Raw genomic sequence first — 16,657 nt, forward strand, 5'->3', positions numbered from 1 at the left:
GTATAGAGCGGGTTGTTCTGTCTCCGATAGGGGTTTTCTCAGGGCTGGGCCCCGCCGTGAGCGGGCAGGGGGCCGCCGGGGTCGGGCAGCAGGGCCAGCAGACGGGCGGCGGCGGCTGACGGCGTATCCTGCCGCCACAGCGCATAGGTGGTCAGGGTGATGGGAAAACCGGGCAGGGGGCGCAGCACCACCCCGTCGGGAACCCCCCAGCGGGTTGCCCCGGCGTGCACCAGCGCACAGCCGAGGCCAGCGGCAACCAGCGACAGCGCGGTCGGTACATCCGCCGTTTCATACCGGATGTCGGGCCGGAAGCCCCAGTCGCGGCAGGCGTCAATGAACTGACGGCGGAAGGCCGGATTCAGGGCACGGTCCAGTGCGATCCACGGCTGGCCGTCAAGGTCAGCCGCCACCGGCACCGCCGGGAGTGCGCCGGGATGACCGGCGGGCAGGGCCAGCCGGATCGGGTCCGTTCCCAGCAGCCGGTGGGCGAAGCCGGGGCCATCGGGCAGACTGTGGACCAGCCCGAGGTCAAGTTCCCCCCGTTCCAGCGCCGTCGCCTGTTCGTGTGACCGCAGGAGCCGCAGCCGTACCGCACCGCTGCCGCCGGTCAGGGTCTGCCACTGCCGCAGGGCATCGGGCAGCAGGCCGCTGTGCAGTGCCGCCTGCACATAGCCGACCGTCAGCGGCAGATCGTCCCCGCGTTTCAGACGGGTGGCTGCGGCGGCAAGCCGGTCCGCCTGCTCCAGCAGGGCGCGGGCCTGTGGCAGAAACTGGCGTCCTTCCGCCGTCAGGATCAGCCGTTTACGCACCCGGTGAAACAGCGCAAAGCCGAGATCAGCCTCCAGCCGCTGCAACTGGCGGCTTAACGGCGACTGGGTAATGTGCAGGCGGGCGGCGGCACGGCCGACCGTGGCTTCCTCGGCAGTCACCGTAAAGGCGCGCAGCAGGGTCAGATCCGGGGGGGATGGCATAGATCAGTCCTTACCGGTCTTAAAATGGTCAGAAACAGACTTGGACGGACTGAACCCTAGCGGGGCAGAGTGGCGCTGTCGAGGCCTCCGCCCCGGGGGCACTGAAACCGGAAGGGAAAGTCTGATGATCCGCGTTCATACCTGCCTGCCCCTGCCGATTCCTGCCGCAGATGTCTGGCAGCGGATCGGCGGGTTTTCCGCCCTTGCCGACTGGCACCCCGGCGTTCTGTCCAGCCCGCTGCTGCCCGGTGATCCGGCCCGGCGGCGGGTGACGCTGGCCGACGGGGCGGAGATTATAGAACACTGCACCGCCCGGGATGAGGCCGCCCGCAGCTATCACTATACCCTCGTCAGCGGCCCGCTGCCGGTGCAGGACTATTCGGCGGCCCTGACGGTGCGGGAGACCGGGGTGTTTGACTGCCGGGTAGACTGGAGCGCCGGATTCCGCCCGCAGGCCGGGGTCGACGGCGCGGCGCTGGCGGATCGGCTGTGCGGGGTGTTTTCCGCCGGGCTGTGTGGGGCTGCGGCGTTTCTGCGGCGCTGAGGGTGTCTCTGCATCCGCTGTTTCTCTGTGCGGAGTGTGCGGGAAAAAGCACCGGTTTCCCCTCTTAAGAGGCTGGACAGGGACCGGGGCTGTGTTACTCAGATATTCTGTATGTGGGGTGATGATTTCCGTACCGGCCCGTGCCGGGGTGGGATTGTGGATGAACTGGGCCTGCCGCCTGCCTGCGGCGGGTGTGGAGAGAGAGTTTTAACCATGAAGAAGCTGACTGTTCTGGCCGCGCTGCTGCCGGTGCTTGCTTTTGCCGCTCCGGCGGTTGCCGGGGATGCCCCGGCGGTTTCGGCCCCCAACGTCAAGGCTGACCTGAGCGCCGGTGCCCTGTCCGGTGGCCCGGCGGTGGTGGCGGGGGCTACCGCGACCGTGCCGATGGGCCATGATTTCGGGTTCCAGATGGATGCCGCCTTCGGCAACGCCGACCGCGACAACCGGGGCGGTCTGGCCGGTCACGCCTTTTACCGTGACCCGGAAAGCATGCTGCTGGGCGTGACCGGGATGTGGTCAAAGCTGAACGGCCCGCATGAAGATGCCGAGACGGTGATCTACCGCTACGGTGTGGAAAGCGAATTCTATCTCGGCAACTTCTCGGTCCTGCCGTCCGCCGGGGTGCAGAACTCCCACGGTGACAGCACCGGTTATGCCTCGGTCGGCGGCATTTATTATGCCACCCCCAACGTGGCGCTGGCGTCCTCCGTCGGTGGGGCGTCGAACATCCGTTATGTGCAGCTGGGCAGCGAGTTCCGCCTGCAGGATGACAGCAACATTTCCTACCTCGTTGATACCGGCATGAGCAATCAGGGGCCGGGCTATGTGATGGTCGGCGTGCGCTTCTCCTTCGGTGCGCCGTCGCGCAGCATTCAGGAACGCGACCGCTACGACGATCCGGGTAACATCGTCACCTATATGAACACCACCGCCAGTAACGTGATCACCTCGCCGAGCGTGCATAACGGCACCCCGGCCCCGGCCCCGATTTAAGGTCTGTTAAAAACCCCCGCCCGGGGAACCGGGTGGGGGGTTTTCTTAGGGTCCGGCTGCCGGAACAGGGTCAGCCGCCGGTGACGCTCATGTGGCGGGCGACGGCAGGGCGGTTCAGGCGGTCTTCGAAAAAGTCGTGGCCTTTCGGCTTGCGGCCAATGGCCTCGGCGATCGCCTCCGGCAGGCGGGTGGGGTCGCTGCGCAGCACCCTGCGCAGGTCGGCGCTGTCATCCTGCCCCAGACACATATACAGCATGCCGGTGCAGGTCAGCCGCACCCGGTTGCAGGATTCGCAGAAATTGTGCGTCAGCGGGGTGATAAAGCCGATCCGCTGCCCGGTTTCCGCCACCGTCACATACCGGGCCGGGCCGCCGGTCTGATAGAGGCTGTCGGTCAGGGTCCAGCGGCTTTCCAGATCGCGGCGCACGGCGGTCAGCGGCAGATAGCTGTCAGGGCGGCCGTCAACGCTGCCCATCGGCATGGTTTCGATGAAGGTCAGGTCAAACCCTTCCTCGCCGCACCAGCGCACCAGCGTGTCGAATTCATCATCATTAAAGCCGCGCAGGGCGACGGTGTTAATTTTCACCGCCAGCCCGGCGGCCTGTGCCGCTTTCAGCCCCTTATGCACGGCGTCGATATCGCCCCAGCGGGTGATGGTGCGGAACCGGTCGGGGCGCAGGGTATCGAGCGAGACGTTGATCCGCCTCAGGCCACAGTCCGCCAGCTCGGCGGCGAAGCGGGCCAGCTGGGTGCCGTTGGTGGTCAGCGTCAGTTCCTGCAGGCCGCCGCCGTTCAGGCGGTTGCCCAGCGCACGGAACAGGGTCATGACGTTTTTACGCACCAGTGGCTCGCCGCCGGTGATGCGCAGCTTTTCCACTCCGGCGTCGATAAAGGCCCCGCAGACCTGCTCCAGCTCTTCCAGCGACAGCAGGTCGGCCTTGGGCAGAAAGGTCATCTCCTCGGCCATGCAGTAGGTACAGCGCAGGTCGCAGCGGTCCGTCACGGAGACGCGCAGATAGGTGACTTTGCGGCCAAAGGGATCAATCACGCGCCAGAACTCCGCCGGATGAGGACATACGGAACCGTAACTCTTAAGCGTAAGGAGGGTTCCGCATTACCGCAAGACCCTGCCGGAAGACAGGGGGCCGCGCCTTAACCGGAATCAAGCCGGAACAAAAGGTTCCAGCGCCCGCAGGGTGGAGGCATAATACGTGTGGAAGCGCCGGTGTTCCGGTGTTTCTGCGGTCAGGGCCGCCATGGCGCGCAGCACCGGCACCTGTTGCCGGGCAAAGGCGGCGGTGTCGCCGCCCAGACGCGGCAGGATGCCGGTAAAGGCCAGCGCCAGACGCCCGCCGCCGGGGCGCTTGCCCAGCACCTCCAGATCCCGCACCAGCGGGGCGGACTGTGACACCAGCCGGGTGGCATAGGCGCGGATGGTGTCAGCCTGCTGTTCCAGACGCTGCCGTTCAGTATCGAAGTCGGCCCGGTCGAGAACCACCCCGCCGTCGTAAACTGCCGGAGCCGTGCGGGAAATGTCGCACTGCCAGCCGGGGCGCGGCAGCAGGAACGGGGCCTGATCGGCTTCTTCCCGCCCGGCATAGAACGGCATGGTCCGGCAGCGCTGCGGCTTGGCGCTGTGGATGCCGCACAGGCCATCGGGCGTCAGCTCCGGGCAGGGGGTGGTCTCCGGCAGCCAGGCGACGGCGGTAATTTCCACCGGCAGCGCTTTCTTCCGCCCGATGGTCACGCTGGCCCCCAGCCGGGCCACCAGCCCGGCGGACCGGCTGCCGGGGGGCACCACGGTCCACAGCATGGCCAGCGGAAGCCGCCCGGCGTGCTCCAGCGCTTCGTCCAGCAGCAGGGGCAGCAGGCCGTGGCAGCATTTACCGCAGGCGGTGCATTGAAAATGATGAATTTTTCAGACCTTTCCGCCAGAGGGCCCGGCGTTTCGCCTCAGGCGGTTTTACCCGCCGCAGCACTTTTTATATTTCTTCCCCGATCCGCAGGAACACGGGTCATTCCGCCCGGGGGCGGTGTTGCGGACCGTTTCGCCTTTGGGGTTGACCTCGCCGCCGCAGACCAGCCATCCGGCCCCGGAGTCCCGGCGGAACTCGGCGCGTTCGTGATGAATCCGCTTCTGACCGTTCAGGCGGAAGCTGGCGATGTATTCCACCGTTGCGGTATCGGCGTCAGCGGCGCTGACGGCCCGCACCTCCAGCCCCAGCCAGTCGGCTTCCCCGGCGATCCGCGCGGTTTCCACCGGGTCAAAGTCCATCTGGATGTCGGGGGCCATCGTCCGCTGCAGATAGGCAATGTCGCCATGGGTGAAGGCGGTATAGCGGGACCGCATCAGGGCTTCTGCCGTCGCGGCGGGCTGCCCCGCCAGCAGCGGGCCGCAGCAGGCATCACCGGGAAGGCCGGATCCACAGGGGCAGGGCAGGGGAGAGTCAGACATTCAGGCAACCTGCATCAGTTTTTACATGACGGTTTGTTTATGAAATAAAGAGGATCCAGTCTGAACAGAAGATGACCGGCCTGTGCCCGCCTGCCCGACAGGGTGCATACCGGTATGCCGCATACTGGGGTCTTTGCCTGTCTGCCATAATCAGGTAGGGTCCGCGCCGACTGATGACCCCCGGATTGATGAGCCGGTGATTGAAGGGGACCCCCGCCCGATGACACAGACCGCCGCCCCCAAGCTGCTGTTCCGCCTGATCCGCGCCGCTGACTGGAAAGCCGCCGCTGCTGCCGGAGAGTTCACCGGCTCTGACACCGACCGCGCCGACGGCTTCATTCATCTGTCCACCGCCGAGCAGGTGGCCGGTACCGCCGGGCGCTGGTATCCGGGGCTGGATGATCTGATGGTGCTGACCGTTGACCGCGACGCCCTGAAAAGCCCGGTGAAGATGGAGGCATCGACCAAAGGCAACCTCTACCCGCATCTGTACGGCCCGCTGCCGCTGGAAGCGGTGATGGCCGCCGATGCCGTGCCGCGCGATGCCAACGGGGATTACCGCTTCCCCGACGGGCTGGGTGTGGACGGGTTTATTTGATTCAGCAAGGAGGCAGCCGCCATGTTTGACCCCTACGTTCTCGCCGGGCCGCTGCTGCGCCGCATGGACCCCGAAACCGCCCACCGCATGGGCCTGAAAGCCCTGAAGTGCGGGCTGGCCGGGCGTGACCGCACCCCGGCGGATCCGCGCCTTGCCGTCAGCCTGTGGGGCCGTACCTTTGCCAATCCGGTCGGGCTGGCCGCCGGGTTTGACAAGAATGCCGAGGCCGCCGACGCCCTGCTGGGCCTTGGGTTCGGCTTTGTCGAGGTCGGCGGCGTCACCCCGCGCCCGCAGCCCGGCAACCCGCGCCCCCGCGTGTTCCGCCTGCCGGAAGACGGCGCGGTGATCAACCGCATGGGCTTTAACAACGACGGGCTGGACGTGGTGCGGGCCCGGCTGGCGGCGCGTGACCGCTCCGGCCCCGGTCTGCTGGGCGTCAATCTCGGTAAGAACAAGGATACCGAGGACGCCGCCAGCGACTATGAAAAAGGGGCCGCCGCCTTTGCGCCGCTGGCCGATTTTCTGGTCATCAACGTCTCCAGCCCCAACACGCCGGGCCTGCGGGCGTTGCAGGGGCGCGGCCCGCTGGTGGAAATCATCCAGCGCACCCATGCCGCCCTGCGGAAAACCGGGGCGCAGACGCCGCTGCTGCTGAAGATCGCCCCCGACATGACCGCCGAGGATGAAGAGGATATTGCCGCCGTCGCCCTGTCGGAACACAGCGGCGGGCGTCTGGACGGGCTGGTCGTCTCCAACACCACCATCACCCGCCCGGAGACCCTGAAAGGCGCCAGCCGCCGCGAGACCGGCGGCCTGTCCGGGCGGCCGGTTTACGCCATGTCCACCGCCCTGCTGGGCCGGATGGCGAAGCGCACCGGCGCCAGCCTGCCGCTGATCGGGGTGGGGGGGATCGCCTCCGCCGCTGATGCCTATGCCAAGATCCGCGCCGGGGCGACGCTGGTGCAGCTGTATACCGCGCTGATCTACGGCGGCCCGTCGCTGGTGCAGGAGATCAAGGCCGGTCTGCTGACCCTGCTGGAGCGTGACGGCTTCGCCAGTATTGCCGATGCCGTCGGCGCCGATCACCGTTGAGAGAGGGATCTTCGATGTCTGCCGTTCCGTTCCGGTCCCTGTCCTCCGTCCGCGAGATCGCCGGGGATTATGATGCCTTCATCCTTGATCTGTGGGGGGTGATTCACGACGGTTTCGCCGCCTTCCCGCACTCCGCCGACACCCTGCGCGCCCTGAAGGCGGCGGGGAAGAAGACCATGCTGCTGTCCAATGCCCCGCGCCGCCCCGGCGTGCTGATCGACCATCTGGCCGGAATGGGCATCCCCCGCGACCTGTATGGCGAGGTGATGTCATCGGGCGAGGCCATGCGCCTTGACCTGATTGCCCGCCGTGACCCGTTTTTCGCCGGGCTGGGTGATACCTGCTATCACATCGGGCCGGACCGTGACCTGTCGGTGTTCGACGAGGTGCCGGTGCGCCGCGTGGCGCTGGAAGACGCCGCCTTTATCGTCAACACCGGCCCGACCGAGCTGACCCACGGGCTGGATCTGTACCGCGAGATCCTCGCCGCCGGGGCCGCCCGCCGCCTGCCGATGATCTGCGCCAACCCCGACAAGCTGGTGATCCGGCAGGGGCAGCCGGTGATGTGCGCCGGGGCGATGGCCGACGAATACATCCGCCTTGGCGGCACCGTCGTCAACCGTGGCAAGCCCGATGCGGCGGTGTATCACACCTGCCTGTCGGTGCTGGGCGTTGATCCGGCCCGGGTCTGCGTGGTCGGGGATTCGCTGGAAACCGACGTGCAGGGCGCGGCCAATGCCGGGCTGGACTGCCTGTTTGTCACCGGGGGCATCCATGCCGCCACGCTCGGCTGTTCCTACGGGGTTTCTGCCGATCCGGCTAAGGTACAGGCCCTGCTGGACAGCGAAGGCCTGTCCGTCACCGCCACCGTCGGCGGCTTTATCTGGTAAATGTGATGGAAGGGGGCGAGGCCCCGGCCCCGCCCCTTTATTTTTATGAGTTAATAAACAGGGGCCAGACTGCCCCCACCCCGCAGGGAGACCGGACGCATGCTGACCTATCCGTGGACCGACAACCCGGCGGCGGGCACCCTGATTCCGGTGGCTCCCGGTGTTTCGTGGCTGCGGATGCCGCTGCCCTTCGCGCTGGACCACATCAATCTGTGGGTGGTGGAAGACGGGGATGGCGTTGCCCTGATCGACACCGGCGTCGCCACCCCCGACACCCGCACCCTGTGGGAGAGCATCTTTACCGGCCCGCTGGCCGGGCGCAGCGTGACGCGGGTGTTTTCCACACACTTCCACCCCGACCACATGGGGCTGGCCGGATGGCTGTGCGACCGCTTCCGCTGCGAGCTGTGGGCGACGCTGGGCGAATGGACCTTTGGGGTCATGCTGTCGCTGGACCAGACCCCCGACTTTACCGAGCGGCAGGTGGATTTTTACCGCTCCCTCGGCTTTACGCCGGAGCAGCTGGAAAAGGTGCGGGCGCGCCGGAACCCCTACGCCCCGCGCGTGGCCCCGCTGCCGCGCCGCATCAGCCGCCTGACCGATGGACAGACCCTGTGGATTGGGGACAACCTGTGGCAGGTGATCGTCGGGCGTGGCCATTCGCCGGAACACGCCTGCCTGTATTGCCCGGCGCTGGATGTGCTGATCTCCGGCGATCAGGTGCTGCCGCGCATCAGCCCCAACATCAGCGTCTGGCCGCAGGAACCCGAGGCCGACCCGCTGGCGCTGTTTACCGAAAGCCTGCGCATCCTGCGCCATCAGGTGCCGGACTCCGCGCTGGTGCTGCCCAGCCACGGCCGCCCTTTCCACGGCCTGCACGCCCGCATCGACGACCTGCTGGCCCACCACGCCGACCGCCTGCACGTCTGCGAGGAAGCCTGCGCCGACCGCCCGCACACGGCGATGGAGCTGGTGCCGGTGATGTTCCCCCGCGCGCTGGACGACCACCAGACCTACTTCGCCATCGGCGAAGTGCTGGCGCACCTGCACTTCCTGATCGGGCAGGACCGCATCGACCGCCTGACCGGCGACGATGGCACCTACCGCTATTATGCGGTGCGGTGAGGGTTTGGGCTGGTGAGGCGGGGCGCTGCCCCCGGCAGGCTATATGCCTGCCAAGCAAAGAGAAAGCGGGCCTCTGCCCCCGATAGACGCAAAAGGAAAGCGGGGCTCTGCCCCGCTGGCCCCGGAAGGAGGCTCGGCCTCCTTCACCTCGAGATGGTCCATTTTCACGACATATCAGGCACATGACATAAGTTGCGCTAATGTTACCACTTTCCTCCAAAACATGCGCCGACACTCGTTAAAGAAAACAGTCTTTCTGCAAAACCCCAAAATCTATAACGACCCGAATCAAATCATAGAAAGCTGGTAGGTGATTGCAGTTTTTACATGCTCAATCTTCCCCTTGGGATGTATAATGAAAAGGTATCTATTCATGGGTGCATGAAATTTTCAAGGCAGGTCGCTGGGCTTAAGAACGGCGATACGGACGTCTCGGGGCAAGGAGTAATAGGGGAAGGTGAAGCGGCGGAAGCAGTGGCAGCCGAAGTGCTGTTGCAACCATCATGGACTTGGCCCCTCGTGGCTTTGCCATGAATTAGCTTGATATTAACAGTACCACCAAGATCAATGAACGGTGATCATGACGATGAGCGAGAAGCCTGACAAGGATATCGAAGGTTACGACGTCGGCGGGCGTAGTGTCGGCTGGGGAGAGGAATACCCTCTCGACAGTGTGTTTGTTCGTCGCGAAGAGCGAACCGTTTTTGAGACCGCCATTCGGATCAAGAAAAAGCGTTTTCAGCTGGATCCTGATTTCCAGCGCGACTTCGTCTGGAAGACGGACAGGCAGTCCCGGCTGATTGAGTCTTGTCTGATGCGCATCCCGCTCCCGGTCTTTTATGTGGCTGAGGCAGTGGACGGAAAAATCATAGTCGTGGACGGATTGCAGCGGCTGACGACATTGTGCCGCTATATGAGCGACGAATTCGCTTTGGAATTTCACGACACTGCGGATGGTAAGCAGCACCCCCTTAATGGAAAAAAGTTCGACGAGCTTTCCGTGACCCTGCAGGAGCGCATACAGGATACGCCCTTGATCTTCTACATCCTTGACCATAAAGCCCCTGAACGGGCGAAACTTGACATTTTTGATCGGGTTAACAGTGGTGTCCCCCTCAGCCGTCAGCAAATGCGTAATTGCCTTTACAGCGGTCCGGCCACGCGGTGGCTGAGTAGGGCAGCTAAAAGCAAGGCGTTCCTGCAAGCCACGCATGATCTGTTCGACGCTGAGATCATGCGCGACCGCGAAGCGATAAACCGCTTCTGTGCCTTCCGTTTGCTAGGGTACGAGCAGTATAAAAATGAAGACATGGATGGCTTTCTGGGGCAAGCATTGGAGCATATGAATACGCTCAGTGAAGAGCAGCTCGAAAATTTAATGCAAGATTTCGAACGCTCCATGCTTTTAAATTCAAAGCTTTTTGGCGCACATTCTTTCCGAAAATCGTTGGCAGATGGAAATGGAGAGCAAAAGCGTTCTTCTATAAATATATCTCTGTTTGACGTGTTTTCAGTTATATTTTCTGATATTTCGAGAGATTTTTCCAAAAGCCAAGAGCGACGCGTTCATAAAGTCGTTGTTGACTTGCTCGTCAACAATCAGAAATTTGTTAGTTCGATCAGCACATCGACGACTGGTACCAAAAAGGTCCATGCTCGTTTTTCCATTGTGTATGAGGCCCTCAAGGGGATTATATAATGATCGAGCGAATCCTTCTCGGTAATTTCAAGTGCTTCGAGACTCTTGCCCTGCCGGTCGCACCGCTGACGCTGCTTACAGGCTTTAATGCTGGCGGAAAATCGACAGTCACCCAAGTGTTACTGTTGCTGGCCCAGACGTTGAGATCGGCACCGGAAAGCTGCAGGATCGCTCTTAACGGTCCATTGGCGCAGCTGGGCACTGCAGCGGAAGTCATGCGGGGGGACAGCCGAACACTGATGTTGGGGGCTCAGGCTGGCAACTCCAGGGTTAGGTGGATCCTCGAGGCAGAGGATCGACGGACAGCAACAGCACTCGACATCTCCTCCGTGAGCGTTGAAGACGAGACGGGGACGCGCGAGATCAAGTTGCCAACCCTTTCTCCATGGCGGGGAGGGATATCCAAAGATGCAATGGGTCTGGTCGATACTATCCTGAAGACCATTTTCATCAGCGCCGTGCGCACCGGACTGAGCCCCACCTTCCCGTCCCCCGAGGATGTCGAGCCAGTTCACGCTGATGTCGGCCCGTGCGGCCAATTCGCATCGTGGTGGCTAGCACAATACCTTGACGAAGAGGTCGAGGAAGCTCGTCGGCATCGAGGTGAGGCTGGTACCACCCTGCGTCGGCAAGTGGGAGCCTGGGCCAGCGAATTGTTCCCTGGTGCACAGGTCAACGCGGGATTTCTGGAACAGACCGGATTGGTGCAACTGCAATTGCGCCGCTCTATGACGGATGAATGGCGTCGGCCCGCCAATATCGGCTATGGCCTGACCTATGCCTTCCCCATTCTGGTCGCGGGCCTGCTTGCTGCCCCCGGTCAAGTGCTAATCATCGACAGTCCCGAAGCCCATCTGCATCCCAGAGCGCAGTCGAAAATGGCGACCTTCATCGCTGCCATGGTGAAGGCTGGTGTCCAGATCATCTTAGAATCCCACAGTGACCACGTCCTTAATGGGGTTCGGCTGGCGGTCAAGGATGGTATCCTCATCCCCGATCAAGTCGCCGTGCACTTCTTCACCGGTGGCGAGAAAGGTGCTTCGCCTGTGATCTCGGCCTATGTGGACACTCACGGTGGTGTCAGCGACTGGCCGGACGGCTTTTTCGATCAAGCGGAAAAGGACCTCGGAAGCCTCGCAGGGTGGGTTTGAGCATGGTTACTTGGACTGTCAACGAGCTGTCGATCAGCCGTCAATACGTTGACCTTGAGCGCTTTTCTGCAGAGCTCTTGGAGCTGGTCAAGGCCGCAATGTATATTCGGAATAACGGACATCTGATCGACTGCACCGTGCAGCTCCACTGTTGGCCCATAACTGACGGGAAGACAGTCCGCGATGCTGTTGCGGCCCTGCCTGCCGATGCTCGGAAGATCGTCTTTGGCTGGCTGACCAAAGGGCCATTTGCGACTTCGGACCAGCAAGGGCCGGTTATGATGTCGGCCCCGGAAGTGCCCGTGATAGCTTACCATGATAGCCGGGATGTGACCTGTCTGGGGTTGGGTGTCGTCGCCCGTCGCCTTTGGCGGGGGGAGGATGCGGGAGCTTTCAGTTTCGAGGGAAATCCTGCCTTCGAGAAACCCCACGTCCAACTTGCAGCCCTGCGCGATGGTGTGCCCGAGCCTGAGTTGGTCAATGTTCCCAATCAATGGGACGTTGCGGCAATTCGCGGACTTTGCGCCGCGCTAGCGCGACCTCGTAACTGGGACGCGATGGTGGATGAAGCTATCGAGCGGTTTCCCAATCTTTATATCCCGCGGGATCAGATCATTAGAAACATGAGGTGCCTTCCATATAATCGTTCAGTAAATGATGCGATTATTGAAATACTAAAATTTCTGAATGATTTATCTTTGGCAAGGATTAAACATGGGGATGGTTCGAGAGAGGTTAATGATTGGATAAATACTTATGTTTGTGGGCATCGTAGTCGGTTTTCAGGGCAGGAGGTCGGGGATGGGAACAGGGATCGGTTTACGTTCAATGACCCAGAGACCGGGGCCGACATACTTTGCCCAAATCACGGAAAAGTCCGTCTTGAGGTTAACTATAGGATACATTATGAGTGGCCAATGCCCGCTGGGAGGAGCCGCCTGAAGGTTCTGTACATCGGGGAGCACCTGTAATTCTGTCCAATTTCTATGGTTCTCATCTTCTATCTTTGTTTCGGTCAGCGTGACGGGCAACCGTTACGTCAAATAGACGATGTCACTATTAACGTAACGTACAGTGGACTCGCGCATGGGGGCGTCTGGAGGATTTGGACATCTCGGAAAACAGTCTTCCCCCGGATCCAAGGGCCAATGGCCCTTGGCGGGTGTGGGCAGTGCCCATAAACAGGCACAACAGATCACACCCCCGAACCCTGTCGCCAGTCGGACTCCCCTTTACAAAGGGGTGGGGGGCTTGACCCCCCAAAGGGTATAGGGCACCTCTTATACGGTCTTTAAGGATGCAAGGGTCTTTATCCTTGAGGCTTAGGACTGTTAGTGCCGCTTACGGCGAACTTTAATCTTTACGGGACTGAAATGAACAACCGTTACGGAACGCTGGCGTCGTTGGTCTATACTCTGGATAAGCCGGTCGGGCGTTCCTTCGGCGATGTGGAGTATTATCAGCAGCGCCTTGGCGGGACCGAGGGGCTGATTCTGGAGCCTGCTGTCGGCAACGGTCGCGTTTATGTGCCGTTGCTCGAGGCCGGTTTCCCGGTTGAGGGGTTCGATGCGTCTGACGAAATGCTGGGGTACTGCCGGGATGCGTGCGCGAAGAGGAACCTTTCTGCCAGCGTGACGCGGCAGACATTCGAAGACTTCGCCTATGACAAAAGCTTTGCCGCCGTCATCATCCCGGCGGGGTCGTTTCAGCTGATCACCGAGACGGCATCTGCCATCGCTGTGCTCCGCCGGTTTTATGCGTGTATGGCCCCCGGCGCGAAACTGATGATAGACCTTGATCCGATCGGCAGTTTCTTTGGGCCGGCCAGTTCGGTTCGGCGGTGGAAAACAGAGGCCGGGGATCTGCTGACACTGACGGATCATCGGGGGGAAACCGATTACGTCGCGCAGACCACACTAAGCTATCTGCGGTATGAGCTCTGGCGGGATGGGGGCCTTGTGGCATCGGAGCTGGATTTGTTTAAGCTGCGGTGGTGGGGCGTCGATGAGTTTTCGATGGCGTTGCAGCGTGCCGGTTTTGTCGATGTCGTGGCCTCGGGCAATTACCAGCATCAAAGGGCACCGCGCAACGATGATGAGGTTATCACCTTCGAGGCGGTGCGGCCCGCGTAACCCTGCCTGACGGGGGCCGGAAGGCGGGATCCAAGGGCCATTGGCCCTTGGCGGGTGTGGGCAGCGCCCATAAGCAGGCGCAACAGCCCACACCCCCGTCACCCTTTATCGCCGCTCGTACCACCCCTTGCTGGCGGTGACGATTTTGACGACGGAGAGCATCACCGGCACTTCCACCAGCACGCCGACGACGGTGGCAAGCGCCGCGCCGGAGGACAGGCCGAACAGGCTGATGGCGGCGGCGACGGCGAGTTCGAAGAAGTTAGACGCCCCGATCAGCGCACCGGGGGCGGCGACGCACCACGCGACGCCAAAGCGGCGGGACAGCCAGTAGGCCAGACCGGCGTTGAAATACACCTGAATCAGGATCGGTACCGCCAGCAGGGCGATGATCAGCGGCTGGGCCAGCACCTGTTCGCCCTGAAAGCCGAACAGCAGCACCAGTGTGGACAGCAGCGCCAGCAGCGATGCCGGGTGCAGGCGGGCCAGCACGGCGGCAAGGGCGGTGTCTCCGCCCCGGCGCAGCAGGGCGCGCCGCCACAGCTGGGCGACGACCACCGGCAGCACGATATACAGCAGCACCGACAGCAGCAGGGTCGCCCACGGCACGGTGACGGCGGCAACGCCGAGCAGCAGCCCGACCAGCGGGGCGAAGGCGAAGACCATGATCAGGTCGTTCACCGCCACCTGTGTCAGGGTGTAGTGGGGTTCGCCGCCGCACAGGCGCGACCACACGAAGACCATGGCGGTGCAGGGGGCGGCGGCCAGCAGGATCAGCCCGGCGATGTAGCTGTCGATCTGGTCGGCGGGCAGCCACGGGCGGAACAGGGTGGCGATGAACAGCCAGCCGAGCAGCGCCATCGAGAACGGCTTGACCGCCCAGTTGATGACCAGCGTGATGGTCATGCCTTTCCAGTGCTCGCGCACATGGCCAAGGGCGCTGAAGTCGATTTTCAGCAGCATCGGCACGATCATCAGCCAGATCAGGGCGGCGACCGGCAGGTTGACCTGCGCCACCTCCTGCGCGGCGATGGTCTGGAACACCCCGGGGAAAAGATGGCCAAGGCTCAGCCCGGCGACGATGCACAGGCCGACCCACAGGGACAGATACCGTTCAAACAGGCTCATGATCAGCCTCCGGTGCCGGGGGTCACGCGGTTTCCGGCGGCGTCGATCACCACTTCGCCGTCTTCCTTGGTGAAGGGGCCCTGCTGCGGGTCGGGCAGAATATCCAGCACCGCTTCCGACGGGCGGCACAGCCGCACCCCCAGCGGGGTGACGACGATCGGCCGGTTGATCAGGATCGGGTGGGTGACCATCGCGTCAATCAGGGCATCCTCCGACACCGCCGGGTCATCCAGCCCCAGCTCGGCGTAAGGGGTGCCTTTCTGGCGGATCACGTCGCGCACCGGGGTGCCGATGCGGGCGATCAGGTCGCGCAGGGTGGCGCGGTCGGGCGGGGTCAGCAGGTATTCAATCACCTCCGGCTCCACGCCGCTGTTGCGGATCAGGGCCAGTGTGTTGCGCGACGTGCCGCAGGCGGGGTTGTGATAGATGGTGATGTTGGTCATGGAAGGGGGATCCGTGGGGCGGGCCATCAGCACGGCACTGGCCGGGCAGAGGGCGGAAAACTGGGCGCTGTCCGTCACCACTGCCGGGGCGGCGGTGCGGTCATGGGCGACAAAACCAAGGCGGCGGAAGAAGCCGTCGGCGGTGGTGGTCAGCAGCCACAGGCGGCAGAGGCCGAGAGTGTGGCGGGCCTCTGCTGTCAGGGCGGCGATCAGCGCGCTGCCGTCCCCCAGTCCGCGCCGGGCGGGCAGAATGACGACGGAGCGTAACAGGCCGTCGTGCGGGCTGGCGGCGGAGTATTCCACCCCGCCGTAGCCGACCGGCACGCCGTCGCGGCGGGCGGCCCAGAACATCCGGCCCGGCAGGCCGATGTCATCGGCAGGCAGTCCGGCGGCGGTCAGGGCGGCGGCCAGATCCGGCAGGTCTGCCGCGTCCAGCCGGGTCAGGGTCAGGCCGCCCATTCTGTCAGCAGCAGCCGGAGGACGGGGCGCAGCAGGAGGATTCTGCCTTCTGTGCGGCGGCGGCAATCTTTTCGGCGCTCGGCACGCAGCAGGCGGAGGCTTCCGCCGTGTCGCCGGACGGGCGGATCATGCTGCTGTCGCCGTAGGTGGTGCTTTCGCCGGTGGTCAGGAAAGTTTCCCACGGCAGGCCGGACGGATCGGTGATCCACGCCTTTTCCGAGCGGGCGTAACAGCAGGTGGTGGCCCCTTCTTCCAGCACCGGGCCCTCGGCGTCTTTCAGGCGGGACCAGACGTCGGTCAGTTCGTCGGCGGTTTCGGCCTGAATGCCAAGATGTTCCAGCCCCGGCATGGCGTTGCCACGGGCGCTGATGGCGAAGTTGACGCGGGGGTCTTCCAGCATCCACTTGGCGTAGTCGTCTTTCAGCACGGTCGGCTGAGCGGCGAACAGGGTGGAATAAAAGCGGACCGACTGATCGAGGTCGGCAACGGTGACGTGGACGTGCAGACGTTTCATTCTCTCTCATCTTTCTTGATGGCCGGTCCCTCAGGGGGCGGGCAGCAGGGGGCTTCCGCCGTGCCGCAGGGGGTACCGGCGCAGCAGTTCTCGGTCAGGAAGGCGATCAGCCCGTTCATCACCGCAAATGCGGCGCTGTAGATAACAAACCGGCCTTCCTGCCGGGCGGTGATCAGCCCGGCGTGGCTGAGTTCCTTCAGGTGGAAGGACAGCGACGACGGGGCAATTCCGCTGGCGGCGGCGATTTTTCCGGCGGGCATCCCATCCGGCCCGGCCTGCACCAGCAGGCGGAAAACGGTCAGGCGGGAGTCCTGTGCCAGAGCGGCGAGGGCGGTGACGGCGTTTTTCTGTTCCATATTTCAACGATAATCGAAATATGGAGCAACGCAAGCGGAAAGTACAGACGCAACAGCCCGCCCCCTGGGGAAGGGGCGGGCTGTCAGGAGGGAGTCTGTCCGCCGGT

At 63.3% G+C, this 16,657-nt stretch carries 18 protein-coding genes; 10 read left to right on the forward strand and 8 right to left on the reverse strand.

The window, feature by feature from the left end:
* Positions 1-38: 38 nt before the first annotated feature.
* Positions 39-971 carry a LysR family transcriptional regulator gene (locus G365_RS20425; protein WP_019644435.1) on the reverse strand — a complete coding sequence of 311 codons (933 nt, stop codon included), beginning with the start codon at positions 969-971 and terminating at the stop codon, positions 39-41.
* Between the two features lie 124 nt (positions 972-1,095).
* Here G365_RS20425 and G365_RS20430 point away from each other — a divergent pair, with 124 nt between their 5' ends.
* Positions 1,096-1,515 carry an SRPBCC family protein gene (locus tag G365_RS20430; protein ID WP_019644436.1) on the forward strand — a complete coding sequence of 140 codons (420 nt, stop codon included), beginning with the start codon at positions 1,096-1,098 and terminating at the stop codon, positions 1,513-1,515.
* 213 nt (positions 1,516-1,728) lie between these two features.
* Complete coding sequence (locus G365_RS0105140) at positions 1,729-2,508, forward strand: hypothetical protein (protein WP_019644437.1); 780 nt, start codon at positions 1,729-1,731, stop codon at positions 2,506-2,508.
* 70 nt (positions 2,509-2,578) lie between these two features.
* On the opposite strand, the gene moaA is transcribed toward G365_RS0105140, so the two are convergent.
* The 3 genes from moaA to G365_RS0105155 form a co-directional block, all read right to left on the reverse strand.
* Positions 2,579-3,556, reverse strand: a complete 978-nt coding sequence (gene moaA, locus G365_RS0105145) for a GTP 3',8-cyclase MoaA (RefSeq protein ID WP_019644438.1) — start codon at positions 3,554-3,556, stop codon at positions 2,579-2,581.
* A 114-nt stretch (positions 3,557-3,670) separates the two neighbouring features.
* Positions 3,671-4,423, reverse strand: coding sequence for a YkgJ family cysteine cluster protein (locus G365_RS0105150; RefSeq protein WP_026345105.1), 753 nt, complete (start codon positions 4,421-4,423; stop codon positions 3,671-3,673).
* A gap of 48 nt (positions 4,424-4,471) precedes the next feature.
* The gene (locus tag G365_RS0105155) at positions 4,472-4,963 is read right to left on the reverse strand and encodes a YchJ family protein (RefSeq protein WP_019644440.1); all 492 of its coding nucleotides are present in this window, start codon (positions 4,961-4,963) and stop codon (positions 4,472-4,474) included.
* A 220-nt stretch (positions 4,964-5,183) separates the two neighbouring features.
* Between G365_RS0105155 and G365_RS0105160 the strand changes: the two genes are divergently transcribed.
* From G365_RS0105160 to G365_RS0105195, 8 genes are all read left to right on the forward strand, one after another.
* Positions 5,184-5,561: a DUF952 domain-containing protein gene (locus tag G365_RS0105160; RefSeq protein ID WP_026345106.1), complete on the forward strand. Its 378-nt coding sequence runs from the start codon at positions 5,184-5,186 to the stop codon at positions 5,559-5,561.
* Between the two features lie 21 nt (positions 5,562-5,582).
* Positions 5,583-6,653, forward strand: coding sequence for a quinone-dependent dihydroorotate dehydrogenase (locus G365_RS0105165; RefSeq protein WP_019644442.1), 1,071 nt, complete (start codon positions 5,583-5,585; stop codon positions 6,651-6,653).
* Between the two features lie 14 nt (positions 6,654-6,667).
* Positions 6,668-7,543: a TIGR01459 family HAD-type hydrolase gene (locus tag G365_RS0105170; protein WP_019644443.1), complete on the forward strand. Its 876-nt coding sequence runs from the start codon at positions 6,668-6,670 to the stop codon at positions 7,541-7,543.
* Between the two features lie 99 nt (positions 7,544-7,642).
* Complete coding sequence (locus tag G365_RS0105175; RefSeq protein WP_019644444.1) at positions 7,643-8,668, forward strand: MBL fold metallo-hydrolase; 1,026 nt, start codon at positions 7,643-7,645, stop codon at positions 8,666-8,668.
* Positions 8,669-9,248: 580 nt separating this feature from the next.
* Positions 9,249-10,367, forward strand: coding sequence for a DUF262 domain-containing protein (locus tag G365_RS0105180; protein ID WP_019644445.1), 1,119 nt, complete (start codon positions 9,249-9,251; stop codon positions 10,365-10,367).
* The gene (locus G365_RS0105185; RefSeq protein ID WP_019644446.1) at positions 10,367-11,518 is read left to right on the forward strand and encodes an AAA family ATPase; all 1,152 of its coding nucleotides are present in this window, start codon (positions 10,367-10,369) and stop codon (positions 11,516-11,518) included. The genes G365_RS0105180 and G365_RS0105185 overlap by 1 nt, the downstream gene beginning before the upstream one ends.
* Positions 11,519-11,520: 2 nt before the next feature.
* The gene (locus G365_RS0105190) at positions 11,521-12,489 is read left to right on the forward strand and encodes a hypothetical protein (protein WP_019644447.1); all 969 of its coding nucleotides are present in this window, start codon (positions 11,521-11,523) and stop codon (positions 12,487-12,489) included.
* Positions 12,490-12,891: 402 nt separating this feature from the next.
* Positions 12,892-13,650 (forward strand): class I SAM-dependent methyltransferase, encoded by a 759-nt coding sequence (locus G365_RS0105195; RefSeq protein ID WP_019644448.1) that lies wholly within the window; start codon positions 12,892-12,894, stop codon positions 13,648-13,650.
* A 105-nt stretch (positions 13,651-13,755) separates the two neighbouring features.
* Here G365_RS0105195 and arsB read toward each other — a convergent pair whose 3' ends face one another.
* From arsB to G365_RS0105215, 4 genes are read right to left on the reverse strand one after another with little or no spacing between them, the layout of a single operon-like run.
* Positions 13,756-14,778, reverse strand: a complete 1,023-nt coding sequence (gene arsB, locus G365_RS0105200; RefSeq protein WP_019644449.1) for an ACR3 family arsenite efflux transporter — start codon at positions 14,776-14,778, stop codon at positions 13,756-13,758.
* Between the two features lie 2 nt (positions 14,779-14,780).
* Complete coding sequence (arsC, locus tag G365_RS24625) at positions 14,781-15,680, reverse strand: arsenate reductase (glutaredoxin) (RefSeq protein WP_019644450.1); 900 nt, start codon at positions 15,678-15,680, stop codon at positions 14,781-14,783.
* A gap of 4 nt (positions 15,681-15,684) precedes the next feature.
* Entirely contained in the window at positions 15,685-16,194 is a 510-nt protein-coding gene (locus G365_RS0105210; RefSeq protein WP_019644451.1) for an ArsI/CadI family heavy metal resistance metalloenzyme, read from the reverse strand.
* Complete coding sequence (locus G365_RS0105215; RefSeq protein WP_019644452.1) at positions 16,191-16,550, reverse strand: ArsR/SmtB family transcription factor; 360 nt, start codon at positions 16,548-16,550, stop codon at positions 16,191-16,193. Before G365_RS0105215 ends, G365_RS0105210 begins: the two co-directional genes overlap by 4 nt.
* Positions 16,551-16,657: the final 107 nt, after the last annotated feature.

Origin of the sequence: Novispirillum itersonii subsp. itersonii ATCC 12639, assembly GCF_000381985.1 — a bacterium.
GTDB lineage: Bacteria > Pseudomonadota > Alphaproteobacteria > Rhodospirillales > Rhodospirillaceae > Novispirillum > Novispirillum itersonii.